We start from the raw sequence: 24126 nt of genomic DNA on the forward strand, positions 1-24126 counted from the left end.
CCCCACAATGATTCGAGGCCGCACCGGCCCGAAAGGAAATCCATGCACCCCGTAGACGCTGCCACGCTGCTGATCCGACTGGTCCTGGGCGCGATCATGATCGCCCACGGCGTCAACCACTGGATAGGCGGTGGCAAGATCGCCGGTACCGCCCGCTGGTTCACCGGCCTCGGCCTCCGCAACGGCGTCCTGCAGGCCTGGCTCAGCGTCATCACCGAGATCGGCGCGGGAATCCTGCTGGTCCTGGGCCTGTTCACGCCGCTGGCCTGCGCCGCCACGATCTCGATCATGCTGGTCGCGGGCCTGCTGGCCCACCGCCCGAACGGCTTCTTCGTCTTCAAGGAGGGCTACGAATACGTTCTGGCCCTGGGCGTCACGGCCCTGTCCCTGGCCCTGCTGGGTCCCGGCCGCATCTCCCTCGACCGCGCGGCCGACATCGAGATCACCGGCTGGGCGGGCGGTGGCCTCGCCCTCGGTGCGGCGGTAGCGGCCACCGCCGCGCTGCTCGCGGTCTTCTGGCGTCCGGTGCCCGCCGCCGCCCCGGCGAGCTGATCCACGCACCGACCGGTAACTGCCACGGCGTCAGCGGAGAACTCCGCTGACGCCGAAAGGCTGTACCGGCGCCGAAAGGCGCTGGGGCATCTACTACTTCAGCATGCTGCCCGCGTCGATCGGCAGCGGTACGCCGGTGATGTAGCGGGCCTCGTCCGAGGCCAGGAACAGGACCGCGTTGCTGATGTCCTCCGGCTCCATCCACGGGACGGGCAGGGTGTGGAACATCCGGCAGATCGGCTCGAGGTCGGCGGGGCCGGGGCTCTCCAGGTCGGGGCGGAAGAGCTTGTAGGTGCCCTCGTTCATGACCATGGGGGTGTTCACGTGGGTGGGGTGCACCGAGTTCACGCGGATCGAGTGGTGGCCGAGTTCCACCGCGAAGGTGCGCATCAGGCCCACGACGCCGTGCTTGGCGGCCACGTAGTGCCCGACGTTCGGGTAGGCCTTGAGACCGCCGACCGAGCTGGTGAGAATGATCGAGCCGCCGCGCTCACCCGAGACGATGTGCGGGACAGCGGCTTTCACTGTCTTCCAGACGCCACCGAGGTTGACCCCGATCATGTCGTCCCACAGCTCTTCCTTCAGGTCGGTCAGCAGGCCGCCCTCGTTGCCGATGCCGGCGTTGGCCACGACGATATCCAGCCGCCCCAGCTGCTCGACGCCGCTGTCCACCGCGGCTTTCATCGCTTCGTAGTCGCGCACGTCCACCTCGGCGGTGACCACCCGGCGGCCGTGGCCCTTGACCAGTTCCGCGGTGGTGGCCAGATCCTCCGGGGTGGACATCGCGAACGGCACGTTGTCCAACTGCTTACAGACGTCGATCGCGATGATGTCGGCGCCTTCCTGCGCCAGGCGCACCGCGTGTGCGCGGCCCTGACCGCGGGCCGCACCCGTGATGAATGCGACCTTTCCTTCGACCCGTCCGGTCATCACTACCTCAATTCGTTGGTTCGCCGAATCGGCGTGCCCGAGTGCGGAACTCAGGACTTGGGGGTGAACTCGAGCTGCAGTTTCTGTAGCCCGCGCAAGATGTAGGTGGGCTCGTAGTCGTAGCGCCGCGCCTCGAGCGGGCCGTGCTCGTTCTCGTCGATGCGGATGTCGAGCATCCGATCGAGGATGCGTTCCATCGACACCCGGCCCTCGACCCGCGCGAGCGGGCCGCCCGGGCAGGTGTGCACCCCGCGCCCGAAAGCCATGTGCTCACGGGAGTTCGGGCGATCGAGGCGGAAGTCGTGCGGGTCCTCGAAGCGCCGCGGGTCGCGGTTCGCCGCGCCGGGGCACAGCATGAGGGTGGTCCCGATCGGCACCTCGGTCTCACCGAGTTGGGTGGTCTGCTTGGCCAGCCGGAACAGGCTCTTCACGGGAGCCTCCATCCGCAGGGTCTCCTCGATGAAGACCGGGATCTTGCTGCGATCGGCGCGCAGCTCCTCCTGCAAACCCGGTGTGTCGCACAGGAATCGCAGCGCGGAGGTGAGCAGCTTGGCGGTGGTCTCCTGCCCGGCGGCGAACAAGAACGTCGCCGAACGCACCACGTCGATGACCTCGGGGGTGGACCCGTCCGGATACTTGGCCAGCGCCAGCTGGGTCAGCACGTCATCGCGCGGATTCGCGCGCCGGTCGGAGATGTAGGCGCTGAACTTCTCGTCGAGGAACTCGAGCGGGTTGCTGGAGACGATGTCGTCGTCGAGCGCGCCGACGCGCGCGCCCGGGCGCTCGGCGCCCAGCACCACCCGGAACTGCTGATGGTCCTCCTCCGGAACGCCGAGCACGTCGGCAACCACCAACAGCGAGAACGGCTTCGCGTACGCGGCCAGGAAATCGCAGGCCCCGTCGGCGACGAATTCATCGAGCTGGGCGTCGGCGAGCCGCCACATGAACTCCTCGTTCTCCTTCAGCCGCGCCGGGGTGAGCAGGCGGTTGAGCAGCGAACGGGCAGCGGTGTGATCCGGCGGATCCATGGTCACCATGTGCTCGTACATGGGCATCTTGTGCCGGTGCTCGGCGATGAGCGCACCCAGATCGTCGCCTTCGACTTCGAACGGCAGCGGCGGAAATGGTCCGCCGACCGCGATAACCGAGGACAGGGCGTCCCCGTTGCGCATCGCCTCGGCGGTCTCCTCGTACCCGGTGACCGCCACGACCCCGTGGTGCGGCAGCCCGGTCACCGGGCACTTCGAGCGCAGGTGGTCGTAGTACGGGTGCGGATTCGGCACCAGCGCCTGGTCCGTGAAGTAGTCGACCGTGTCGAAGTCAGTCATCCTGGACAGCTCCTGCCGTGGTTAGAGAATTCACTCTGAATGATAATTGCGATCTTCTCTCACGAGAATAGCGTTCTCCCATAGACATGGGCCATCACCGGAATTCCACGCGGACGATCAGTGGCCGACCAGCATCGCTTCCGTCGGCTCCGCCGCCTCCCCCGGACATCCGGCGGCGCGCAGCGCACACGACTTGAACGCCTGCGCGGCCATGCTCACCCGATGCTCGGCCGGGTGCAGCCGGCCCGCCAGCTCACCCGGCAGGTCCGAGCCCCACACCAGAACCCGGGCGTTGCCGCTGTCGAGACAGGACAGCACGCCGGTGCGCACCCGGGCGTCGGCCAGATACGCCTCGACGGTCACCGCGATGACATCCGGCCAGATCTCCGGCTCCGAAAGCGCCAGGGCCGGAGCGAGATCCATGCTGGTAGCACCCAGGATCTCCAGCGGCCGATCATCCTCGCGGTTCGCGAGCAGCACGCTCACCTCCCACCCCGCCGAGGCGTGATCGAAGAGCCAGCCACCGGCGTACCGCACCACGTCGGCCGCCCGGGGAGCGACCACGACCACCCGATATCGCATCGGGCGGCGGCGGGTCTTGGCCCGCCAGCCCGAGAGCGGAAGCGCCCCCGGCATATCGGAGTCGAGATCGCTGGAAACGGCGGACTGCCCGGCCATCGGGGCTCCCTCCCTGATGGAATCGCGCTACCCGTCGAGGTACCCACCTGCGCCACGGAAACGAGATTCTCTTTTTCTGTGAGATCGATCTCACGATACACACAAACGACAGCCGCAGCAGCGGGATGCCGATCCCGCGCCCGGACGCCCACGCCCGACTCCCGCACCGCCGCACTCCCGTCCGGCCCGCCACCCGCGAGGGTTGTCGGCGCACGTTTGCGAGAATATCATTCTCACAATTCGACAAGGAGGATCTCATGGGTAAGCCGGAGCTGCCGTACCAACTCTTCGACGCCGACAACCACCTGTACGAGACCAAGGAGGCGCTGACCAAGTACCTCCCGGAGAAGTACGCCAACGCCATCCAGTACGTCGAGGTCAACGGCCGCACCAAGATCGCGGTGCGTGGGCAGATCAGCGATTACATCCCGAACCCCACCTTCGAGGTCGTGGCCCGGCCCGGCGCGATGGAGGAGTACTTCAAGAACGGCAACCCCGAGGGCAAGAGCCGGCGCGAGATCTTCGGCGCCGCGATCAAATCCACCCCGGCCTTCCGCGAGCCCGCGCCCCGGCTGGAATTGATGGACGAGCTGAACATCCATCGCACCCTGATGTTTCCGACCCTCGCCAGCCTCATCGAAGAGCGCATGAGCGACAACCCCGAGCTCATCCACGCGGTGGTCCACTCGCTCAACCAGTGGCTGCACGAGACCTGGTCCTTCAACTACAAGGAGCGGATCTTCACCGTTCCGGTGGTCAGCCTGCCCATCGTGGACAAGGCGATCGAGGAGCTCGAGTGGTGCGTCGAGCGCGGCGCCAAGGCCATCCTGGTGCGGCCCGCGCCGGTACCCGGGCTCGGCGGCTCGCGCTCGTTCGCCCTGCCGGAGTTCGACCCGTTCTGGAAGCGGGTGGTGGAGCTGGACGTGCTGGTCACCATGCATTCCTCGGACAGCGGCTACGCCAAGTACTCCGCGGATTGGGAGGGCAACCGCGACGAGATGCTGCCCTTCCAGACCAACACCTACCGCATGCTCAACGAGTGGCGGCCCATTCAGGACGCCGTCGCCTCCTGGGTGTGTCACGGTGCGCTGCTGCGGTTCCCGGAGCTCAAGATCGCGGTCATCGAGAACGGCGCGAGCTGGCTGCCGCCACTGCTCGAGGGGCTCGCGGACGTGTACAAGAAGGCGCCCGAGGGCTTCGGGTTCCAGGATCCGGTGGCGGCCATCAAGAACAGCGTGCACGTGAGCCCGTTCTGGGAAGAGGATCTGGCCGCGCTCGCGGACCTGATCGGCGTGGAACGGGTGCTGTTCGGGTCGGACTACCCGCACCCCGAGGGGCTGGCCCAGCCCGCCCGCTACGTCGACGAGATCAAGGACATGCCGCTCGAACACCAGAAGCTGATCATGGGCGGCAATCTCGCACGGCTGCTGTCGGTATGAGCGACCGGGAGACCCTGCCGCAGCTGTTCGCGGCGGCGGCGACGCGCTTCGGCGACGCGGAGGCCGTTGTCGACGGCGATCTGCGTCTGAGCTTCACCGAACTCGCCGACCGGGTCCGCCGCGCCGCCGGGGCTTTCGCCGAGGCCGGGGTCCGAGCCGGCGACCGGGTCGCGGTCTGGGCTCCCAACTCGGCGGAATGGATCATCGCCGCCGGTGGACTGGTGACCGCGGGCGGGGTACTGGTGCCGGTCAACACCCGGTTCAAAGCCGCCGAGGCGGCCGATGTCATCGCGCGCAGCGGCGCGCGAATGGTGCTGGCGCAGCAGGGTTTCCTGGGTGCGGACTACACCGCCCCGGGCGGGGTTCCGGTGATCGATCTGAAATCCGGATTCCTGTCCGGCGGAAAGCCCTTCGAGCGCGAGGTGGACGGCGACGCGATCGCCGACATCGTGTTCACCTCCGGCACCACCGGAAAACCCAAGGGCGTCATGATGAATCATCGTCAGACGCTGCGGTTGTACGCGGAATGGTGCGATCTGGCGGACCTGCGGGCCGGTGACCGCTACCTGATGGTGAATCCGTTCTTCCACACTTTCGGCTACAAGGCGGGCATCGTCGCCTCCCTCATCCGGGGCGCGACCATGCTGCCGGTGCCGGTGTTCGAGGTCGACCGGGTCCTGGACCTGGTGGCGCGGGAACGGGTGACCATGCTGCCCGGGCCGCCCACGCTCTATCACTCACTGCTGCAAGCCCGTGGCGCGCACGATCTTTCCTCGCTACGGGCCGCGGTGACCGGCGCGGCCGACATTCCGGTGGAACTGATCCGGCGCATCCGCGAGGAACTGCCCTTCGAGACCATCATGACCGGCTACGGCCTGACCGAGGCGGGCACCGCGACCGCGTCCCGGCCCGGGGACACCTTCGAGCAGATCGCCGCCACCGTCGGGCGGCCGTGCGACGGGGTCGAGGTGCGGATCGCCGAGGACGGCGAGGTGCTGGTGCGCGGCTACAGCGTCATGCAGGGGTACCTGGACGATCCGCGCGCCACCGCCGCGGCCGTCGACCCCGACGGCTGGCTGCACACCGGCGATCTGGGCGAACTCGACGACGGCGGCCGGCTGCGGATCATCGGCCGCAAGAAGGACATGTTCATCGTCGGCGGCTTCAACGCCTATCCGGCCGAGATCGAGGGCTTCCTGCTCGAGCATCCCGCCGTGGCGCAGGCGGCGGTCATCGGGGTGCCCGATGACCGGCTGGGGCAGATCGGCATGGCCTTCGTGGTCGCGAAAAAGCATGTCTCGGAAGCGGAATTGATTTCCTGGAGCCGAGATCGCATGGCGGGCTACAAGGTTCCGCGGTCGGTGCGGTTCCTGCCGGAGTTGCCGCTGAACGCCACCGGGAAGGTGATGAAGGACCGGCTGCCCGCCGGCGACTGAACCGCCCGAATGTGACCCGGACCACCGGCCCGGTGTATCTTCAACCCAGACGAGAGTGTGATTCTCTTGAATAGAGATCTCCACTCTCCATCGCGCCGGACCGGGTCCGGCCCCTCAGGAACAGCGAGGAAGCCCGTGAACATCGACGACATGATCCTGGTGAGCATCGACGACCACGTGGTCGAACCGCTCGACATGTTCGACGGCCACGTCCCCAAGAAATGGGCCGATCTCGCGCCCAAGGTCGTGGTCGACGAGACCGGGGTCGACCGCTGGATCTACCGGGACCGCCCGACCGGGGTGGCCGGGCTCAACGCCGTGGTGTCCTGGCCGCCCGAGGAGTGGGGCCGCGATCCGGCGGGCTACGCCGAGATGCGGCCCGCCGTTTGGGATGTGCACGACCGGGTGCGCGACATGGACGTCAACGGCGTGCTGTCCTCCATGTGTTTTCCGACCTTCGCCGGGTTCAGCGCCGGGCACCTGAGTCGCGGCGGCCAGGACGAGATCACGGTGGCGATGATCTCGGCGTACAACGACTGGCACATCGAGGATTGGGCCGGCGCATATCCGGGCCGGTTCATTCCGATCGCGATCCTGCCGACCTGGGATCCCGCGCTCGCGGTCGCCGAGATCGAGCGGGTGGCGGCCAAGGGCTGTTTCTCGGTCACCATGCCCGAACTGCCGCACATCGACGGCCTGCCCAGCTACCACGACATCGATTACTGGTCACCGGTTTTCGCGGCCCTGTCGGACCACGACATGGTGATGAACCTGCACATCGGGCAGGGTTTCGGCGTGCTGCGCCTGGCGCCGAACGCGCCCATCGACAATCTCATGGTGCTGGCGCCCAGCATTTCGCTGATCGCGGCCCAGGATCTGCTGTGGGGACCGGCTTTTCGCACCTTCCCGAAGTTGAAGGTGGCGCTGTCCGAGGGCGGTGTCGGGTGGATCCCCTTCTTCCTGGACCGCTCGGACCGGCACTACACCAACCAGCGCTGGCTGCGCCGTGACTTCGGCGGCAAGATGCCCAGCGAGGTGTTCCGCGAGCACGTGCTGGCCTGCTACGTGACCGACCGGACCTCGCTGAAGTTCCGGCACGAGATCGGCATCGAGAACATCGCCTGGGAATGCGACTACCCGCATTCGGATTCGATCTGGCCCAACGCACCGGAGTTCGTGCTCGAGGAGCTCGAGGCCGCCGGCGCCGACGACACCGACATCGACAAGATCACCTGGCAGAACGCGTTGCGCTTCACCGGTTTCGACCCCTTCGCTCACATCCCCAAGGAGCAGGCGACCGTCGGCGCGCTGCGGGCCAAGGCCGCCGACGTCGACACCTCCACCAAGTCCCGCCGCGAATACGCCGAGGCCTTCGCCCGGCGCACACACTGAAAGCGCCCCCACATGCCGATCATGGTCTTCTCCACTCCCCGCGACGGAATGGACGCCGAATACAACGAGTGGTACGAGAACATCCACATCTCCGACATGCTCGACATCCCCGGCGTCCTGTCCTGCACCCGCCACCGCCGGATCAACCCCACCGACCCCGACGACCTGGAATACCTCGCGGTGTACGACGTGGACGGCGACCCCCTGGCCGTCCTGAAGGAGATAGGCGCCCGCTCGGCCGACGGCCGCCTCCGCCTGAATCCCTCGGTAGACCCGCAGCGCCTGCGCATGACGGTCTGGCAGCCGCTGTAGGCGGCCGGTCCGAGCCGCCCGCGCGGCCCGGATGATTCGGCATCCGCACCGCCGTGGCGGTGGTGGTTGTCTTCGCGACCCGTGAGAGCCGAGGATGAGATCCGGTCCGGCCTACCGCCGGACCGGAAGGAGGCCGGGGCGAGATGTCCACGCGGACGCGGGTGATCGACGGCGACGGGCGAGACGGGGAACAAGCCTTCGAGTATCGGATGGAGCCGTTCCGCACCGAGTTGCTCGCCTACTGCTACCGCATGCTCGGCTCGGCTCATGATGCCGAAGATCTGGTCCAGGAGACCTATCTGCGGGCGTGGCGAGCACGCGATCAGTACGACCCGAATCGCGGTTCGATGCGCACGTGGCTGTACCGAATCGCCACCAACGTCTGTTCGACGGCCCTGCGGGCGCGCGGAGCCCGGCCGCTGCCTTCGGGTTTCGTCGCCGCGAGTGAGCCGCTGGCGCCTCTCGTCCGGGGCGAACACGCCGCATGGTTGCAGCCACTGCCTGATTCGCTGCTGACGAGCGACGAACCGGCCGCGGCCGCGATCGACCGCGGGAGTGTGCGATTGGCGTTCGCCTCCGCACTGCAGCATCTGTCGGCGCGTCAGCGCGGCGCCCTGATCCTGCGCGATGTGCTGAGTTTCTCGGCCGCCGAATCCGCGGAGATCCTGGGTTGCTCGGTGGCGTCGGTCAACAGTTCCCTGCAGCGGGCCCGAGCCCGCCTGCGGGACGCCGGGGTCGTCCAGGAAGACGTCGCGGAACCGTCGCTGGGCGACCAGCGCGTGTGGATCGAGCGATACATCCGGGCTTTCGAACGCGCCGACGTCGAGGCGCTCAAACAGCTGCTCACCGACGACGTGATCATGGAGATGCCCCCGATGCTTCACTGGTTCCGCGGGCGGGAGAACTACGGGCTGTTCATGCACTGGGTATTCGAAGCCGGAAAGGACTGGCACACGGTGGAACTGGCGGCCAACGGCGGCCAACCCGGCTTCGCCGCCTATCGGCGGGCCGCCGACGGCGGCTATGAACTGCACACGGTGCAGATCTTCACCGTCACCGCGGAGGGGATCAGCCGCAACTCGGTGTTCCAGGATCCCGAGGTCTTCGCGAGCTTCGGTCTCGCCACGCGCATCGACCGGTGACATCGCGCCCGCGATATCGGGATCACGTTCCGACCGTGCGTGCCTCACGTTGCCCGTGCGGGGCCGACGCCGCGTTCCGAAACTTTCTCGCGGTCGCGCGATGAGTTCGGCGTGCGCCGCCGGTATGTATTCGCGAGTTCACTCGGAACAGACCGAGCGAGCCGGATACCAGGGAGACATCCAATGTCGAACAGTCGTACCGAAGACGTAGCCGCCATCGAGGCCGTGCTGGCCGACTCCTACCGGGCGTGGGCGGCCGGCGACGCCGCGGCGATGGTCGCCGACTACACGGCGGACGCGACCGCCATCATGACCGGTTCCCTGCGGGCGAGCCGCGAAACGATCAGGCAGAGCATGTCGCTCGCGTTCGAGGGGCCGCTCGCGGGGAGCTCGACCTACAACGAGCGGCTCAGCATCCGCTTTCTCGGCAGCGACGCCGCGATCGTCATCAGTGTCTCCGCGATCCTGTTCGCGGGCGAGACCGAGGTACCGGATGACGTTCGGAAGGTCAACGCCACGTGGGTGTTCGAGAAGCGCGAGGGCCGGTGGCTGATCGCCGCGTACCACAACAGCCCGGTACTGGCCGCGCCGTAATCCACGGCGTCACCGCCAGGTCCGGTTGCAGCCGCTACGGGATTCGCAAGAGCGGATGGTGTGGTCTCTTTCGCTTCACACCGGAAATCGTTGGGGCACTGGGACCTGACCCAGAGTAATCGTGACGTGGTTCACAATCACCCGCGCCCGATGTTACGAAGATACGGCACGTGCCTCTGCGTATCACCGCAGCGGCTGTCACCGCAATTATCGAGGTCGTGAGTCGATGGACAACCTGAACAGACGTGACGCATTGAGGACCGGCGGGTTGCTGGCGGGACTGGGGGCGCTGTCCCTGGCGATGTTCACCGCCCCGCCACGAGCGCGGGCGTGGAGCTGGCCGGCCAGCGGCTCGGTCGCCGGCTCCGGCGACGGGATCGACCCGATGACCGTGTGGGATCCGGCAGCCGACCAGGTCATAGCCGAAATACTCGAGAGCGGACAGGTGGCCGCGATCAACAAGGTCCTGGCCACCTGGACCACCAACAACCAGCCCACCCCGGCGGGACTGCCCCCGAATCTGACCGCCTTCATCGAGCAGGCGCGCCAACTGCCGGCCTGGACCGATCAGTCGAAACTGAAGGCGGCGGACGACTTCAACACCAAGCAGGGGCCGTTCATCGGCACCGCATACGGTTTCGGGGCCGGCCTGCTGGCGACCGTGATCCCGCACGAGTCACGCGCCGTCTACTACTCCAAGGGCGGCGCCGATCTCCAGGATCGAATCGCCAAGACCGCCAAGCTCGGCTACGACCTCATGGCCCAGCAGCCGTTCGGGCCCAACGGCCATCTGATCGTCACCTGCGTCAAGACGCGCATGGTGCACGCGGCGGTGCGGCACCTGCTGCCCAAATCCGGTCCGTGGCTGCAGGTTGCGACCGAGAATCCCAAGATTCCGATCAGTCAGAACGACATCCTGGTCACCTGGCACAGCCTGCCGACCACCATCATGCAGAAGCTGAAAGCCTGGAAGGTACCCGTGACCGACGCCCAGTCGGCCGGCTTCCTGCACTCGTGGCAGGTGACCGCGCACCTGCTCGGCGTCCAGGACCAGTACATCCCCGCGACGTGGGACTCCGCGAACGCCCAGTCCAAACAGGTGCTGGACCCGATTCTGGGCCCCACGCCCGAGGGCACCAAGATCGCCGACCATCTCCTCACCATCGGGCCGGTGCTGGCCGCCACCAGCTTCGTCACCAAGCCGATGCTCGCCTCGTTCACCAAGTACGTGCTGGGCGCCCAGGTCGCCAAATGGCTCAATCTGAAGACCGACGGGATCTGGGACGGCATCTTCGCGACGCTCTGGGTGCCGTTCGTCGGGCTCTACCAACTCGGCAGGATCGTCCCCGGTGTCGACGCGATCTACTTCCAGTTGACCGAGTTCATCAAGGTCGCCGCGATGCTGTACCTCAACAATGGCGGTCTCAAACTGGAGCTCCCGATCCCCACCACCAACAATCCGTCGATCACCGGCACACCGCCCGTCACCACGACCCCCTACGTTGCGACGACGCCGCCGCCCACCACGACGGCACCCGGTACCACAGCACCCACTACAACGTCGCCCGCGACGACGACACCGCCCGGCTAGTCGAGCGGTATCTCCGAACCGGTTGGGTCGTCGTAGACGGTGCGCGGGCTGACCGACCGTCGTCGGCAAAGGCTATGTCCGGCGGGCCTTCTCGGTCGTCGGGCGCGGCCCACCGGCACCGCGGCCGAAGCCCGACGGGACATCAGCGGGGGCCTTCCAGGATCGTCACCGCGGCCACGGCGGTGGGGCCGCCGATGTTGTGGGCCAGGGCGTAGCGGGGATTCTCCACCTGGTTCACGGCCGTGCCCCGGAGTTGTTCGAAGAGCTCCACACACTGGGCTATGCCGGTCGCCCCGGGTGGGTGACCCTTCGTTTTCAGGCCGCCGCTGGGATTGACCGGGAGGCTGCCGCCGAGAGTTGTCGCGCCGGACTCGACGAGGCGGTAGCCCTCCAGTTTCGGGGCGAAGCCGAGGTCCTCGTAGCTGATCAGCTCTATGCCGGTGAAGAAGTCGTGCACCTCGGCCACGTCGATCTCGGCGGGGGTCACCCCGGCCATCGCGTAGGCGTGCTGGGCGGCGCGGACCGTGGCGGGGAAGGTGGTCATGTCGCGTTTATGTTGGTGCATCACCGAATCCAGGCCGAGGCCGACGCCGCGGATCCAGACGGGGCGGTTGGTGTAGCGGTCCACCACGTCCTCGGCGGCCAGCAGCAGCGCCGCGGCGCCGTCGCTCTGAGGCACGCAGTCGTAGACCCCGAAGGGGTCGGCCACGATGGGGGCGTTCAGCGCCTGGTCCATCGTGATCTCGAAACGCAGGCGCGCCTTCGGGTTTCGTGCGCCGTGCCGGTGGTTCTTCACCGCGACCATCGCCAGATGCTCACGGGTGGCCGGGCTTTCGTGCAGATACCTGTTCACATGCAGGGCGAAGCCGGCGGGGGCGAACAGTCCGAGGGGGTAGTCCCAGACCTTGTCGCTGCCCATCGCCTCCCATTCGCGCAGCAGGTCCTTCTGCGCCGTCTCGCGCAGCTTGTCCGCCCCGATCACCAGGGCGATGTCCACCGCGCCGGAGGCGATCGCGAAGACCGCGTTGCGCACCGCGTCATTGCCGGTGGCACAGGAGTTGTCGATATGGGTGACCGCCAGCTCGGGCAGGCCGAGCGCGTCCGAGAGCACCCCGGCGGGAAAGCCGTCGGTCGCGCCGGTGGAACCGAACCAGGCGGCCCGCACCTCGGCGGTCCGCATTCCCTTGTCGACGCTGGCCGCGCACGCGGCGAACGCCATGGGCAGCAGGTCCTTCACCCCCAGGGCGAAGTGTTCGGCGAAGGGCGTCATCCCCGCGCCGACGACGGCGACCTTTCTCACGATGCCTCCACTTCGGGTTCGAACGCGTATCCGTAATCCGGGACGCCGGCGCGCAAAGCCACCCGCCGCAACACCATTCGCCCCCGGTCACCGATCGCCACGGTCCCGGGATCGACGCCGGTGACCGGCGCGAGCGCCCGCACCCCGACCTCGTCGAGTTCCACCACGACCAGCGAATAGGGGGTGCGCTGCCCGGGCACCGGCAGCCGGACGGTGGTCTCGGTGTACACGGTGCCGGTGCGCGGCAGGGGAACCGGCGTGTAGTCGGTGTGCAGACTGCCGTCGGGCCCGACCCGATAGCGCGGCGGGAAATCCAATTCGGCGCTGCCCGCGTGCTGCCCGGCCTCCCAGCGCACCTTGGCCTCGAACGCCCGCTCGTACGCCGCCAGTGACAGCGGCAGATCGGCGGCCGGCGTCTCGGCGCGCTCGAGCGGTTCGCGCGCGGGCGGTTCCGCCCGCCGCACCCGCACCGGCCCGGGCGCGACGATCAGCCCGGACAGATTCGCCTGCTCGACCCCGACCAGCAGTCCCCCGGTATCCCATTCGGCCATCGCGGCGAGCGCGAAAAGCCCGGCGGCGGCGCCGAGCGTCGGCAGCTCGGGCGGGTTGCCGAGGCAGAGCCGCTCGGCCTGGCGGTGATCGACCCCGGCCACCGCGACCGGGGTATCGAGCCACGCCGCCGACAGCGAGGCGACCGGTCCGCGTTCGTGCAGCATGCGCGGATCACCGTAATCATGAACGGCCCCGGTGGCATTGCGGGTGCGCGCGGGCAGACTGCGTGCCACCCGCGCCGCGATCCGCACGTGCAGACCGTGATCGGACACCCGAGCCGCCGCCGCACCCGCCGTCGGCTCGATGTCGACGCCGATCACCAGCGTGCGCGGCCGAGCCGAGGTCAGCGCGTCCAGAGCTGCCGGCGCACCGCCGAGCCGTTCGATCACCTCGAGCTCGGGATCCAGCCCGAGCCCGGCCAGCAGCACGGCGGCATTGCTGGTGTCGGTCAACGGCAGATCCCGGCTGACCAGCACCACCCGTTCCACCGGATCGCCGCTGTCCAGCGCCGAGCGCCCCGCCGCCACCGCCAGTGTGATGGCGTCCTCGTCATCCCCGGCGACCCGGGCACGCGGCGCACCCCAGCACGGCAGGTACGTCCCCATCGACGCGATATACGGCATCGGCTGCCTTTCTGTGCGGGCGAATCGATTCGGAGTGCGGTGCGGGCCAACCGGCACACCGTGCCGCCCGCACCGATCAGGAGATCGCGCCCGCGGTCTTCAGTTCGATGATCCGATCCCAGTCCAGGCCCAGTTCGAGCAGCACTTCCTCGGTGTGCGCGGCGAACGCGGGCCCGGGCCGCAGCTCCGGCGCCCCGACGTCGAACTGGACGGGACTGGAGACCAGCTCCAATTCCCCTGCCGGAAGCAGGTACTCGTTCGCCCGCACCTGCGCGTCGTTCCCGAGCTGGCGGGTGTCCTGCACCGGAGCCCACGGCCCGGCGAGCGTGGCGAAGCGTTCGGTCCACTCGGCCAGCGGCCGCGCCCCGATCACCTCGCGCAGAATCGCCACGGCGTCCGCGGTATTCGCGCTGAGCTGCGCGGCATCGGCGAACCGCGGGTCCTCGATGAGATCGGGCCGATCGATATGACGGCACACGTCGGCCCAGAACTTGCCCGGCTGCAACATGACGAAGGACAGGTAGCGGCCGTCGGAGGTGGCGTAGAGCCCGGACAGCGGATTGGTCGGCGCACCGTGCACGCCCGGCGCGGGCGCGGACAGCGGTTCCCCGACGTGCGCCGACAGCGCGATGCCGTGTCCCATCGACCACAGCCCGCTGCCCAGCAGCGACACGTCAACCACCGAAGTCTCCCCGGTGCGTTCGCGTTTGAGCAGGGCGGCGGCGATGCCACCGGCGAGATTGGTGCCCGAGATGGTGTCACCGAACGCCGGTCCGGGCGGATTGATCATGCCCTCGATGCCCTCGGGGGTCAGACTGGCCGCGATGCCGGCGCGGCACCAGAACGCGGTCATGTCGTAGCCGCCGCGATCGGACTCGACCCCCCGCGGCCCGAGCGCACTGCCCCGCGCGTACACGATCGAGGGATTCACGGCCCGGATGTCGTCCACGTCGATGCCGAACTTCGTGCGCGCACCCGGCAGGAAGCTGGTCAGGAAGACATCCGCGGTGCGGGCCAACTCGTGGACGACCTCGCGCCCGGACGGGGTGGACATGTCGATCCCGATGCTGCGCTTGCCCCGATTGGCATGCTCGACATTGGGATTGGCGTCGCCCTCGACCTTGAACCGCCCGACCTGGCGCAGCCCGCGCTGCGGGTCGCCGGTGATCGCGTGCTCGACCTTGATCACGTCCGCGCCCCAGTCCGCGAGCACCGCGCCCGCCGAGGGCACGAAGCCGTACATGGCGACCTCGAGGACCTTGATTCCGGCCAGGGGCCCGCTCATGCGCGCACCTCGGCGACGGTCTTGGTCTCGAGGAACTCCTCGAGACCGGCCCGGCCCATTTCGCGCCCGATGCCGGACTGCTTGTACCCGCCGAAGGGGACGTCGGGCTGGAAGTAGTTGCCGCCGTTGATGCTCATGGTGCCGGTGCGAATCCGCTTGGCCACGGCCTTGGCTCGCTCGGCGTCGGCGCCGAACACCGCGCCGGACAACCCGTAGATGGAGTTGTTGGCGATGGTCACCGCTTCGTCGATGTCGTCGTAGGGGATCAGCGCGAGCACCGGCCCGAACACCTCCTCCTGCGCGATCTCGCTGTCCGGATCGACCCCGGCCAGCAGCGTCGGCGCGTAGAAGAAACCGGGATCGGCCTTGGTGCCGCCGGTGATCAGCTTCGCGCCCGCGGCGACCGCGCGCTGGACCATGCCGTCGACCTTCTCGCGCTGGCGTTCGCTGATCAGCGGGCCCATGTAGTTCTTCGGGTCGTTGGGATCGCCGTAGGAGACGTTGGCGAAGTTCGCGGCGATGAGTTCGGCCAGCCGGTCGTGCTCGGCGCGCGGCACCAGGATTCGCGTGGTGAGCGCGCAGCCCTGACCGGCGTGGGTGACGATGCTGAACGCCGCGAACAGCGCGGAGAGCGTGAAGTCGGCGTCGTCGAGCAGGATCATCGCGGACTTGCCGCCGAGCTCGAGGAACACCCGCTTGAGCGACCCCGCGGCCGCGGCCATGATCTTGCGCCCGACGACGGTGGACCCGGTGAAACTGACCACGTCCACGTCCGGATGCGTGGTCATGCGTTCGCCCACGGCGACATCCGAGGACGTCAGCACGTTCACCACACCGGCGGGGATGTCGGTGTGCTTCGCGATCACCTCGCCGAGCGCGAGGGTGGCGAGCGGGGTGTCGGGTGCGCCCTTGAGCACCACCGTGCAGCCCGCGGCCAGCGCCGGCGCGAGTTTGGCCAGCGCGAGCTGGTGCGGGTAGTTGTACGCGGCGATGGCCGAAACCACGCCCGCCGCTTCTCGTTCGGTCCAGCGATGGTGTTGTGCGCCGCGGATCTCCACCGCGCCGTGGTCCTCGGTGAAGGAGTACTCGCGCAGCAGATTCGCGTAGTACCGCACGATCTCGATGGGCTGTTCGAGCTGGTTGCCCTGGGTGAGCAGCCGGGTCGCGCCTACCTCGCCGATGGTGACCTCGCGCAGGTCTTCGACGTTGTCACGCAGGGCCTGGTACAGCTGGTCGAGACAGCGGATGCGCAGCTCCACGTTCGTGGACCAGTCCGTGGTGTCGAAGGCCCGCCGCGCGGCCGCGATGGCCGCGTCGGTTTCGGGGACCCCGGCTTCGGGCGCGTGCCCGTAGACCTCGCCGGTGGCGGGGTTGAGCGAGTCGACCGTGCGACCCGTTTCGACCAGCTGCCCGTCGATGAGCAGTCGCCGCGCGACCGTTACCGCTTGTTCCCGCGTTGACATCCCGGCTCCTCACCCTATTGTGGAAATATCATTCTCACTGAGCGAGAATGATACATTCGATTCCGCGAACGGTAGCAAGAATCCTTGCTGGAGAGGAGATCCGGTCGTGAAGACCGCAGTGGTCACCGGAGGCGCCTCCGGCATCGGCCTGGCCATCGCCCAGCGCCTGCGCGGTGACGGCTTCACCGTCGCCACCCTGGACCTGAACAATCCCGAGAACGACGATCTCGAATACCGGGCCGACATCACCGACCCCGAACAGATCGCCGCCGCACTCACCGGCATCCGAGCCCGCTTCGGCCCGGTCACCGTCCTGGTGAACGCGGCCGGGCTCGAAGGCTTCCAGCGCTTCACCTCGCTGAGCTTCGAGAAGTGGAAACAGGTGATCGACGTCAACCTGCACGGCACCTTCCACTGCGTGCAGGCGGTACTCCCGGACATGATCGATGCGAGCTGGGGGCGCATCGTCAATATCTCGTCCTCGAGCGCTCATTCGGGACAGCCGTTCATGGCGCACTACGTCGCGGCCAAATCCGCGATCAACGGCCTGACCAAATCCCTTGCGCTGGAACTGGGTCCGGCGGGCATCACCGTGAATGCGGTGCCGCCTGGCTTCATCGACACCCCGATGCTGCGCAAGTCCGAGAGCAAGGGACTACTCGGCGGCACCGTCGAGGACCATATCGAGCGCACCCCGGTCCGGCGGATCGGAACGCCGGCGGACATCGCCGCGGCCTGTTCGTTCCTGATCTCCGAGGAGGCCGGGTACATCACCGGGCAGATCCTTGGGGTCAACGGCGGCCGCAACACCTGAGCCGGAGAGGCCACCCGTGAACACCGTCGCATGGCAGGGGGCATCATCATGACCCTCATCGACTCCGAATTGTCCGCGCTGGACGGCGATTCCGCGCCGATCCCGATACTCGCCGAGGTCGGCGGAATCCCGGTCTCGGGCCTGCTCGCCGAGGCCCGGGACCCGCGAGCGGTGCTGGTGGCCCTGCACGGCGGCTCGACCAGCTCGGTGTACTACGACTGCCCGGGCCACCCGGAGCTGTCGCTGCTGCGGCTCGGACAGCGCCTCGGCTACACCGTGCAGGCCCTGGACCGGCCCGGCTACGGAGCCTCGACCCCGTTCGCGGCCGAGCTGGGCACCGCCGCGCAGCGGGTGGACCTGATGTTCGGAGCCATTGCCGCACACCTGGGTTCGCGGCCGCGCGGGGCCGGGATCTTCCTGGTCGGCCACTCCGCGGGCTGCGAACTGATCATGCGAATGGCCGCCGACGAGCGCGGCGCGGACCTGCTGGGGGTGGAGCTGGCCGGAACCGGCCGGCTGCACCCGCCGTTCGCGGAGCAAACACTGCGGGGTCCGGACTCCGACGGCGGCACGCGAGCGCCGACCCTGGGCGATCTGCTGTGGCAGCCGGAGCGGTTGTATCCGCCCGACGTCCGATTCGGCGGCACCATCGCCGCCTCGGGCGCGCGCCTGGAATCCAGCACGGTGCAGAAGTGGGCCGAACACGACTTCCCGCGGCTGGCCGGCCGGGTTCCCATCCCGGTGCGATTCACCATCGGCGATCACGAACGAGTGTGGCGCAACGACTCCCAGGAGTTGACCGCCGTCGCCGCTCTGTTCGGCGCCGCGCCCCGCGTCGTGCTGAGCCACCGCCCCAACACCGGGCACAACCTCAGCGTCGGCTATACCGCCGCCGCCTATCACCTGAGCCTGCTGGCCTTCGCCGAGGAATGTGTCGCCGCGCGCGCCGACGGTGATTTCTCGGCTCCCACAACACAATTGGACGGCTTCGCGCACGCGTCGCCGAGCACGGAGGGAACCCGCTGATGCGTGTCGGATTCATCGGACTGGGCAGCCAGGGCGGGCCCATGGCCCGCCGCATCGTCGCGGCCGGATACCCGACCACGCTGTGGGCGCGGCGGCCGGCGAGCCTGGAACCGTTCGCGGACACCGCCGCGTCCACCGCGGACTCCCCCGCCGATCTGGCCGCGGCCAGCGATCTGGTCTGCGTCTGCGTGGTCGGCGATGCCGACGTGCGCGAGGTCGTGCTCGGCGAGCGCGGCGTCCTGGCCGGCCTCGCACCCGGCTCGATCCTGGCCATCCATGCCACGGTGCATCCGGCCACCTGCCGCGAACTCGCGGATATCGCCGCGGCCCAGCAGGTATCGGTCATCGACGCACCCGTCAGCGGCGGCGGGCCCGCCGCCGAGGCAGGCACCCTGCTGGTCATGGTCGGCGGCGCGATCGAGGCCGTCGAGCGGGCGCGCCCCGTGTTCGCCACCTACGCCGATCCCGTTGTGCACCTGGGCGAGGTCGGCGCGGGTCAAACCACCAAGCTCCTGAACAACCTGCTGTTCACGGCCAATCTGGCCACCTCCGCCAGCACCCTGGCCCTGGGCAGCGACCTCGGCATCAGTCCCGACCGGCTCGGCGAGGTCATCTCCCACGGCACCGCCAACAGCTTCGCCCTCGGCCGGCTCGTCGCCGGCGACGGCACCCTCACCCGGCTCGCGGCCCACGCCGGCGATCTGCTGCGCAAGGACGTCGGCCTGGTCGCCGACCTCGCGACCAGCGCGGGCATCACCCCCGGGGTGGTCCTGGGCACCGCCGACGCGACCCTGGGCATGATGGGCCGCTCTCGCTGAGGATTTCAGACCGCCCGGGTCGAACCACGACCCGGGCTCCGGCCCGGTCCCACGACGACCGGGTCACCACCCGCCGGTGCCCGGCCGCGTCATTCACGCGGCCGGGCATCGTGGGTTTCCGCCGTCGGCGGTCAGAGAGTTTCGATGGCGTGTTCGGGGCAGGCCGCGATGGCCTCGCTGACAGCGCCCTGCAGATCAGCGGGCACATCCGGATTCGGCACTTCGGCGTAACCCCACTCGGTGAGGGTGAAGACCTCGGGGCAGATCGAGACGCACACGCCGAACCCGCGGCAGCGGTCGGCGTCGACGGTGACCTTCATCGGTCGTTCTCCTTGCTGTCGAATTCCAGGTGCAGGGCGGTGAGCCCGCGCAGGATGAAGGTCGGCAGGTAGCGGAAGTCGCGCGCGCCCTCGGGGCCGTGCACGCTCTCGTCGAGGCGAATGTCGGTGGTGCGGTCCAGCAGTCGCTCGATCGCAACGCGCGCCTCGGTGCGGGCCAGTGGCGCACCGGGGCAGGTGTGCACGCCGCGACCGAAAGCCAAGTGCGAGCGGGCATTCGACCGCGCGGGATCGAAGGTGGTCGGATCCTCGAAGCGGCGCGGATCGCGATTGGCCGCGCCGTTGACCACCATCAGCACATCGCCCTGCTCGACCGGAACACCGCCGACCTCCGAGGCCGACTTGGCCAGCCGGAAGTCACCCTTGACCGGGCTCTCCATCCGCAGCGATTCCTCGATGAAGTTCTGGATCCGGCTGCGGTCCGCGCGCAGGTACGCCTGGATCTCCGGATTCTCCGCGATGGTCCGGAACGCCGAACTCAGCAGGCGCACGGTCGTTTCCTGGCCGGCCGAGAACAGATTGGCCGCCACCCGCACCACGTCGAGCACCTCGGGCACCGAACCGTCGGGGAAGGTCGCCTGGGCCATGCTGGTCAGTACGTCGTCGCGCGGTTCGCGGCGGCGGTCCTCGATGTAGGTCGAAAACCGTTCGTAGAGAAACTCGATCGGGTTGTGCGACATGTTCTCGCCGTCGGTGCTGCCGACGCTCGAACCCTCACGGTGCGGTCCGCGCTGCAACGCCTGCAGGAACTCCTCCTGGTCGGCGGGCGGGACCCCGAGCAGATCCGCGATCACGTACAGGGTGAAGGGGCCGGCGAAGTCGCGGATCGAGTCGCCGCGGCCGTTCGCCAGATACGAATCCAGCATGCGGTCGGCGATCGACCACATGGCTTCCTCGTTCTCCTTCAAGCGTTTCGGGGTGATGAGCCGCATGAGCAGCGCCCGGTGATCGGTGTGCACCGGCGGGTCGAGGGTGGGCAGCTGATCGCTCATCGGCAGCTTGTCCCGATGCTCGGCGATCAACTCGTCCACGTTCTCGACCCCGGCCAGCGGCACCGGGAAACCGGGGAACGGCCCGGTCACCGCGATGCAGGAGGAGAAGCGCCCCACATCGTTGTAGACCTCGAGCGCCTCTTCGTAGCCGGTCACCATCATCACTTTTTGATGCTTTTCCCGCAGCACCGGGCACTGCTCGCGCAGTGCGTCGAAGTACGGGTACGGATCGGCGATCAATTCCTGTCCGAGGAAGAAGTCCAGATCCTGGAGGTTGTCCACCACTCGACGGTCCCTTCGATATCCGCTCGCACGGTGCGCGGCAGCCGAATTCGGCCGGTTCACTTTCATGATTGAGAATATGACTCTCATCTGTGAGTATGAGATTTCCACAATGGGTGCCGCGCGTCAACAGAAGGGACCGCCCATGACTCCCGACCTCACCGCCGACCAGCGGCTTTTCCACTCCACGGCGCGAGAATTCCTGGCCGAGACCATGACCGTGGACCGGGTTCGCGCACTCGGCGCGAGCGGAACCGGATTCGACCGGGACTGGTGGCGGCGGGCTGCCGAACTGGGCTGGACGGCGATGCTGGTAGCGGAGGACCTGGGCGGCGGTTCGATCTCTGGGCAACCGCTCACCGAGCTCGCCCTGATCGCCGCCGAGCTCGGACGCACTTGCGCGCCGGGGCCGTTCGTCACCACCAACGCCGTGCTCGCCGGATTGGCCACCGCGCCGGCACGATTCGGCGAAGTCATCAGCTCGACCCTGGCCGGGGACACGGTCGCCACCTGGGCGATCTACGAGCCCGGCCACGGCTTCGACGCGCTGTCCGCGGACACCGTCGGCAGTCCCCGCCCGGAGGTGTGCGCCGAACGCGTGGACGGCGGTTACCGCCTCAACGGCGTCAAGGACCGGGTCGAGGCCGGCGACCAGGCCGATCTGTTCCTGGTCACCGCCGACAGCCCCGACGGGCTGATCCAGATCCTGGTCCCCGCCGAAATGCCGGGCGTGACAATCACTTCCGCGTGGACCCTGGACCTCACCCGCCGCACCGCACAGGTCTCGTTCGCCGATGTCACGGTGAACGAGGAGGCGGTCACGCACGTCGGCGCGGCGGCGAGCATCGCGGTGCAGGCGCAATGGCAGACCGCGGCGATATTGACCGCCGCCGAGTCGGTCGGCGCCATCGCCAGCGCCCTGGCGGCGACGCAGACCTGGCTGGCCGACCGATACACCTTCGGCCGGCCACTGGCGTCCTACCAGGCGCTCAAACACCGCATGGCGGACAACAAGACCTGGCTCGAAGCCTGCCGCGCCACCGCCACCGCCGCGGCTGCCACGCGCGACGCGCGGCCCGAGACCGCCGCCGAGACCGTCAGCGTCGCGAAATCCTATGTGAGCGCGAAGGCCCCGGCGATCGTCCAGGACTGCGTCCAACTGCACGGCGGCATCGGCGTCACCTGGGAACACGATCTGCACCTGTACCTGCGCCGCGTGGTGCTGGGCCGGGCGCTGTACGGCACGCCGGAGGAACACCGCCGCCACATCACCGATCTGCTGGAGCGCGACGCCGCCTGAGGGCGTGCGGACATCGTCTGGAAAGAAGCACCGTCATGAGCACCGACCTGGAATCGGTTGATTCCTTCCGTGATCGGGCCCGCGCCTGGTTGCGCGAGAACCTGCCCCCGGCTCCCCCGCCGGAGGCCAAGGAGGACTACAGCGAGGCGGCCTGGGAGCAGGCCAGGCAGTTGCAGCGCACGCTGTACGACGCCGGTTTCGCGGGCATCGGGTTCCCGGCCGAATACGGTGGTCTGGGCCTGAGCGCCGAACACCAGCGGGCCTTCACCGAGGAATCGCTCCCCTACGCGATGCCGCTGCTGCTCAACGTCCCGAGCCTGTCCATCTGTGGGGCGGCCCTGCTGGACCTGGGCACCGAGGAGCAGAAGCGCACCCATCTGCCCGCGGTACTGCGCGGGGACACCGTGCTGGCGCAGTTCCTGTCCGAACCCAGTGGCGGCTCGGATCTGGCCGGCCTGACCACGCGCGCGGACCGCGACGGCGAACGCTGGCTGCTCAACGGCTCCAAGATCTGGAGTTCGGGCGCGTACGCCGCCGACTACGGTCTGTGCCTGGCCCGCACCAACTGGGACGTGCCCAAACACCGTGGCCTGACCATGTTCCTGGTTCCGGTCGGCGCCCCGGGCGTCACCGTGCAGCGCATCAAACAGGTGACCGGATCCACCGAGTTCTGCCAGGAATTCTTCGACGATGTCGCCCTGGGGGACGACGCGGTGCTCGGTCAGGTGGACGGCGGCTGGGACGCCGCCTCCCGGTTGCTGTTCCACGAGCGCGCCGCGCTCGGCGGCACCTCCCCCTACACCAGCGGCGCCCGTCCGCACCTGGGCGGCGACGCGACCGTGCTACTCGAATTGGCCAGGGCCACCGGGCAACTCGATGACTTCCGGGTGCGCGAGGACATCGGCGAAGCGCGGGCGATGAACGTGGTGCGCGATCAGCTCATCGACCATGTCGCGCACGCCATCGGCACCGGCGCGCTGCCGCCCGCGGCCGGCGCGCTCGCCCGTCTGTTCACGGCAGAGAACGCCTGGCTGCAAAACGATTCGGCCATCCGGATCGCGGGCGCGGCGGCGGCCACCCACGGGCCCGGCGATCCGGCCGACACCGAACGGGTGGCGACCGACTATCTGTTCCGGGCCGCGTGGAGCCTGGCCGGGGGCAGTACCGAAATGGCCCGCAACGTGATCGGCGAGCGCGTGCTGGGCATGCCGCGCGAGTTCGCCGCTGACCGCGACGTGCCCTTCAATCAGGTGCAGCGCGGCCGCTGAGCGTTATCCCGTGCGCCCCATATCGGCGCGCGGGAACTCCAGCACCGGCCACGCGGCGAGCCGGAAGCTCTCCTCCTGGTCCACCTCGGCCGTGGGCACCGCGGCCGCGGTACAGGCGCGCGCTTTGAAAGCCTTTGCCGCCGAACTCAATCGGTGACTGACCGGTCCCATGCGCCGGCTCATCTCGTCGGGCACGACATCGCCCCACAGCATGACGTCGGAGCGGCCGGTGTCCACGGTCGCCATGACGATGGACAGCACCCGCGGGTCGGTGTCGAACAGGGCGGTGTCCAGCACCAGCAGGTGCGGCCAGGTGTCGTAGGTCGCCCACGCCAGGCAGTCGTCCAGGTGCAGGACGTTCGCGCCGAGAATCTGCAACGGCCGGGGGTCTCCGTGCTCGGAAACAACCACGGTGACATCCCATCCGGCATGGACCCGGTCGAAGAGCCAGCCACCGGCGAAGCGCACGACCTCGGCGGGATTTCGCGCCCCCACGGCTACTCGATATCTCAATTCGTGCTGGCGTGCATGCGCGAACGACGCGGCGACAGCAGCGAGGTCTTCAGGCTTTTCCAGGGTGTCGAGGTATCGAGCAGTCATGAACGTCCATCCCGTTGACGAGTAGAACCTGACCCGATGGATGGTCGACCGTGTCGAAATTCCGTGGTGTC

At 68.4% G+C, this 24126-nt stretch carries 23 protein-coding genes; 13 read left to right on the forward strand and 10 right to left on the reverse strand.

Going from position 1 to position 24126, the window contains the following annotated elements:
• Positions 1–42: 42 nt before the first annotated feature.
• Positions 43–552: a DoxX family protein gene (locus ABZ319_RS01470; protein ID WP_354984310.1), complete on the forward strand. Its 510-nt coding sequence runs from the start codon at positions 43–45 to the stop codon at positions 550–552.
• Between the two features lie 93 nt (positions 553–645).
• Here ABZ319_RS01470 and ABZ319_RS01475 read toward each other — a convergent pair whose 3' ends face one another.
• The 3 genes from ABZ319_RS01475 to ABZ319_RS01485 all read right to left on the reverse strand — a co-directional run bounded on the left by ABZ319_RS01475 (position 646) and on the right by ABZ319_RS01485 (position 3488).
• Complete coding sequence (locus tag ABZ319_RS01475; protein ID WP_354984311.1) at positions 646–1482, reverse strand: mycofactocin-coupled SDR family oxidoreductase; 837 nt, start codon at positions 1480–1482, stop codon at positions 646–648.
• A 50-nt stretch (positions 1483–1532) separates the two neighbouring features.
• Positions 1533–2810, reverse strand: coding sequence for a cytochrome P450 (locus ABZ319_RS01480; RefSeq protein ID WP_354984312.1), 1278 nt, complete (start codon positions 2808–2810; stop codon positions 1533–1535).
• A 117-nt stretch (positions 2811–2927) separates the two neighbouring features.
• Positions 2928–3488 carry a hypothetical protein gene (locus ABZ319_RS01485; RefSeq protein ID WP_354984313.1) on the reverse strand — a complete coding sequence of 187 codons (561 nt, stop codon included), beginning with the start codon at positions 3486–3488 and terminating at the stop codon, positions 2928–2930.
• 257 nt (positions 3489–3745) lie between these two features.
• Between ABZ319_RS01485 and ABZ319_RS01490 the strand changes: the two genes are divergently transcribed.
• The 7 genes from ABZ319_RS01490 to ABZ319_RS01520 all read left to right on the forward strand — a co-directional run bounded on the left by ABZ319_RS01490 (position 3746) and on the right by ABZ319_RS01520 (position 11394).
• Positions 3746–4927, forward strand: coding sequence for an amidohydrolase family protein (locus tag ABZ319_RS01490; RefSeq protein WP_354984314.1), 1182 nt, complete (start codon positions 3746–3748; stop codon positions 4925–4927).
• Positions 4924–6363 carry a FadD3 family acyl-CoA ligase gene (locus ABZ319_RS01495; RefSeq protein ID WP_354984315.1) on the forward strand — a complete coding sequence of 480 codons (1440 nt, stop codon included), beginning with the start codon at positions 4924–4926 and terminating at the stop codon, positions 6361–6363. Before ABZ319_RS01490 ends, ABZ319_RS01495 begins: the two co-directional genes overlap by 4 nt.
• Positions 6364–6498: 135 nt before the next feature.
• A complete protein-coding gene (locus ABZ319_RS01500; protein ID WP_354984316.1) occupies positions 6499–7755 on the forward strand; it encodes an amidohydrolase family protein in 1257 nt (418 codons plus the stop codon).
• 12 nt (positions 7756–7767) lie between these two features.
• On the forward strand, positions 7768–8067 hold the full coding sequence (locus ABZ319_RS01505) for a hypothetical protein (RefSeq protein WP_354984317.1): 300 nt from the start codon (positions 7768–7770) through the stop codon (positions 8065–8067).
• A gap of 143 nt (positions 8068–8210) precedes the next feature.
• Positions 8211–9209, forward strand: coding sequence for an RNA polymerase subunit sigma-70 (locus tag ABZ319_RS01510; protein WP_354984318.1), 999 nt, complete (start codon positions 8211–8213; stop codon positions 9207–9209).
• 183 nt (positions 9210–9392) lie between these two features.
• On the forward strand, positions 9393–9803 hold the full coding sequence (locus ABZ319_RS01515) for an SgcJ/EcaC family oxidoreductase (protein ID WP_354984319.1): 411 nt from the start codon (positions 9393–9395) through the stop codon (positions 9801–9803).
• Between the two features lie 226 nt (positions 9804–10029).
• Complete coding sequence (locus tag ABZ319_RS01520; protein ID WP_354984320.1) at positions 10030–11394, forward strand: oxygenase MpaB family protein; 1365 nt, start codon at positions 10030–10032, stop codon at positions 11392–11394.
• A 142-nt stretch (positions 11395–11536) separates the two neighbouring features.
• Here the strand turns inward: ABZ319_RS01520 and ABZ319_RS01525 are convergent, their stop codons facing one another.
• The 4 genes from ABZ319_RS01525 to ABZ319_RS01540 form a co-directional block, all read right to left on the reverse strand.
• Positions 11537–12694, reverse strand: coding sequence for a thiolase family protein (locus tag ABZ319_RS01525; protein WP_354984321.1), 1158 nt, complete (start codon positions 12692–12694; stop codon positions 11537–11539).
• Positions 12691–13869, reverse strand: a complete 1179-nt coding sequence (locus ABZ319_RS01530) for an OB-fold domain-containing protein (RefSeq protein WP_354984322.1) — start codon at positions 13867–13869, stop codon at positions 12691–12693. Before ABZ319_RS01530 ends, ABZ319_RS01525 begins: the two co-directional genes overlap by 4 nt.
• 76 nt (positions 13870–13945) lie before the next feature.
• Positions 13946–15154, reverse strand: a complete 1209-nt coding sequence (locus tag ABZ319_RS01535; protein ID WP_354984323.1) for a CoA transferase — start codon at positions 15152–15154, stop codon at positions 13946–13948.
• Positions 15151–16617: an aldehyde dehydrogenase family protein gene (locus tag ABZ319_RS01540; RefSeq protein ID WP_354984324.1), complete on the reverse strand. Its 1467-nt coding sequence runs from the start codon at positions 16615–16617 to the stop codon at positions 15151–15153. Before ABZ319_RS01540 ends, ABZ319_RS01535 begins: the two co-directional genes overlap by 4 nt.
• 106 nt (positions 16618–16723) lie before the next feature.
• Between ABZ319_RS01540 and ABZ319_RS01545 the strand changes: the two genes are divergently transcribed.
• From ABZ319_RS01545 to ABZ319_RS01555, 3 genes are read left to right on the forward strand one after another with little or no spacing between them, the layout of a single operon-like run.
• Positions 16724–17431, forward strand: a complete 708-nt coding sequence (locus ABZ319_RS01545; protein WP_354984325.1) for an SDR family NAD(P)-dependent oxidoreductase — start codon at positions 16724–16726, stop codon at positions 17429–17431.
• A 30-nt stretch (positions 17432–17461) separates the two neighbouring features.
• Positions 17462–18457 carry an alpha/beta hydrolase gene (locus ABZ319_RS01550; protein WP_354984326.1) on the forward strand — a complete coding sequence of 332 codons (996 nt, stop codon included), beginning with the start codon at positions 17462–17464 and terminating at the stop codon, positions 18455–18457.
• Positions 18457–19275, forward strand: coding sequence for an NAD(P)-dependent oxidoreductase (locus ABZ319_RS01555; RefSeq protein ID WP_354984327.1), 819 nt, complete (start codon positions 18457–18459; stop codon positions 19273–19275). The genes ABZ319_RS01550 and ABZ319_RS01555 overlap by 1 nt, the downstream gene beginning before the upstream one ends.
• A 131-nt stretch (positions 19276–19406) precedes the next feature.
• Here the strand turns inward: ABZ319_RS01555 and ABZ319_RS01560 are convergent, their stop codons facing one another.
• The gene (locus tag ABZ319_RS01560) at positions 19407–19595 is read right to left on the reverse strand and encodes a ferredoxin (protein ID WP_354984328.1); all 189 of its coding nucleotides are present in this window, start codon (positions 19593–19595) and stop codon (positions 19407–19409) included.
• Complete coding sequence (locus ABZ319_RS01565) at positions 19592–20890, reverse strand: cytochrome P450 (protein ID WP_354984329.1); 1299 nt, start codon at positions 20888–20890, stop codon at positions 19592–19594. The genes ABZ319_RS01560 and ABZ319_RS01565 overlap by 4 nt, the downstream gene beginning before the upstream one ends.
• A gap of 142 nt (positions 20891–21032) precedes the next feature.
• On the opposite strand from ABZ319_RS01565, the gene ABZ319_RS01570 reads away from it, so the two are divergent.
• Together ABZ319_RS01570 and ABZ319_RS01575 are read left to right on the forward strand one after the other, a co-directional pair.
• Complete coding sequence (locus ABZ319_RS01570; protein WP_354984330.1) at positions 21033–22187, forward strand: acyl-CoA dehydrogenase family protein; 1155 nt, start codon at positions 21033–21035, stop codon at positions 22185–22187.
• Positions 22188–22222: 35 nt separating this feature from the next.
• Positions 22223–23455 carry an acyl-CoA dehydrogenase family protein gene (locus ABZ319_RS01575; protein WP_354984331.1) on the forward strand — a complete coding sequence of 411 codons (1233 nt, stop codon included), beginning with the start codon at positions 22223–22225 and terminating at the stop codon, positions 23453–23455.
• Positions 23456–23458: 3 nt separating this feature from the next.
• On the opposite strand, the gene ABZ319_RS01580 is transcribed toward ABZ319_RS01575, so the two are convergent.
• Positions 23459–24055, reverse strand: a complete 597-nt coding sequence (locus tag ABZ319_RS01580; protein WP_354984332.1) for a hypothetical protein — start codon at positions 24053–24055, stop codon at positions 23459–23461.
• Positions 24056–24126 lie beyond the last annotated feature (71 nt).

It is taken from the genome of Nocardia sp. NPDC005978 (assembly GCF_040614455.1).
Classification (GTDB): Bacteria; Actinomycetota; Actinomycetes; order Mycobacteriales; family Mycobacteriaceae; genus Nocardia.

Excerpts from the sequence above, each read along its gene's own strand:
- ABZ319_RS01490 (WP_354984314.1), top strand. The coding sequence starts at position 3,746 with ATGGGTAAGCCGGAGCTGCCGTACCAACTCTTCGACGCCGACAACCAC.
- ABZ319_RS01555 (WP_354984327.1), top strand. The coding sequence starts at position 18,457 with ATGCGTGTCGGATTCATCGGACTGGGCAGCCAGGGCGGGCCCATGGCC.
- ABZ319_RS01480 (WP_354984312.1), bottom strand. The coding sequence starts at position 2,810 with ATGACTGACTTCGACACGGTCGACTACTTCACGGACCAGGCGCTGGTG.
- ABZ319_RS01485 (WP_354984313.1), bottom strand. The coding sequence starts at position 3,488 with ATGGCCGGGCAGTCCGCCGTTTCCAGCGATCTCGACTCCGATATGCCG.
- ABZ319_RS01535 (WP_354984323.1), bottom strand. The coding sequence starts at position 15,154 with ATGAGCGGGCCCCTGGCCGGAATCAAGGTCCTCGAGGTCGCCATGTAC.
- ABZ319_RS01550 (WP_354984326.1), top strand. The coding sequence starts at position 17,462 with ATGGCAGGGGGCATCATCATGACCCTCATCGACTCCGAATTGTCCGCG.
- ABZ319_RS01495 (WP_354984315.1), top strand. The coding sequence starts at position 4,924 with ATGAGCGACCGGGAGACCCTGCCGCAGCTGTTCGCGGCGGCGGCGACG.
- ABZ319_RS01575 (WP_354984331.1), top strand. The coding sequence starts at position 22,223 with ATGAGCACCGACCTGGAATCGGTTGATTCCTTCCGTGATCGGGCCCGC.
- ABZ319_RS01470 (WP_354984310.1), top strand. The coding sequence starts at position 43 with ATGCACCCCGTAGACGCTGCCACGCTGCTGATCCGACTGGTCCTGGGC.
- ABZ319_RS01510 (WP_354984318.1), top strand. The coding sequence starts at position 8,211 with ATGTCCACGCGGACGCGGGTGATCGACGGCGACGGGCGAGACGGGGAA.
- ABZ319_RS01520 (WP_354984320.1), top strand. The coding sequence starts at position 10,030 with ATGGACAACCTGAACAGACGTGACGCATTGAGGACCGGCGGGTTGCTG.
- ABZ319_RS01515 (WP_354984319.1), top strand. The coding sequence starts at position 9,393 with ATGTCGAACAGTCGTACCGAAGACGTAGCCGCCATCGAGGCCGTGCTG.
- ABZ319_RS01530 (WP_354984322.1), bottom strand. The coding sequence starts at position 13,869 with ATGCCGTATATCGCGTCGATGGGGACGTACCTGCCGTGCTGGGGTGCG.
- ABZ319_RS01505 (WP_354984317.1), top strand. The coding sequence starts at position 7,768 with ATGCCGATCATGGTCTTCTCCACTCCCCGCGACGGAATGGACGCCGAA.
- ABZ319_RS01570 (WP_354984330.1), top strand. The coding sequence starts at position 21,033 with ATGACTCCCGACCTCACCGCCGACCAGCGGCTTTTCCACTCCACGGCG.
- ABZ319_RS01560 (WP_354984328.1), bottom strand. The coding sequence starts at position 19,595 with ATGAAGGTCACCGTCGACGCCGACCGCTGCCGCGGGTTCGGCGTGTGC.
- ABZ319_RS01540 (WP_354984324.1), bottom strand. The coding sequence starts at position 16,617 with ATGTCAACGCGGGAACAAGCGGTAACGGTCGCGCGGCGACTGCTCATC.
- ABZ319_RS01580 (WP_354984332.1), bottom strand. The coding sequence starts at position 24,055 with ATGACTGCTCGATACCTCGACACCCTGGAAAAGCCTGAAGACCTCGCT.
- ABZ319_RS01475 (WP_354984311.1), bottom strand. The coding sequence starts at position 1,482 with ATGACCGGACGGGTCGAAGGAAAGGTCGCATTCATCACGGGTGCGGCC.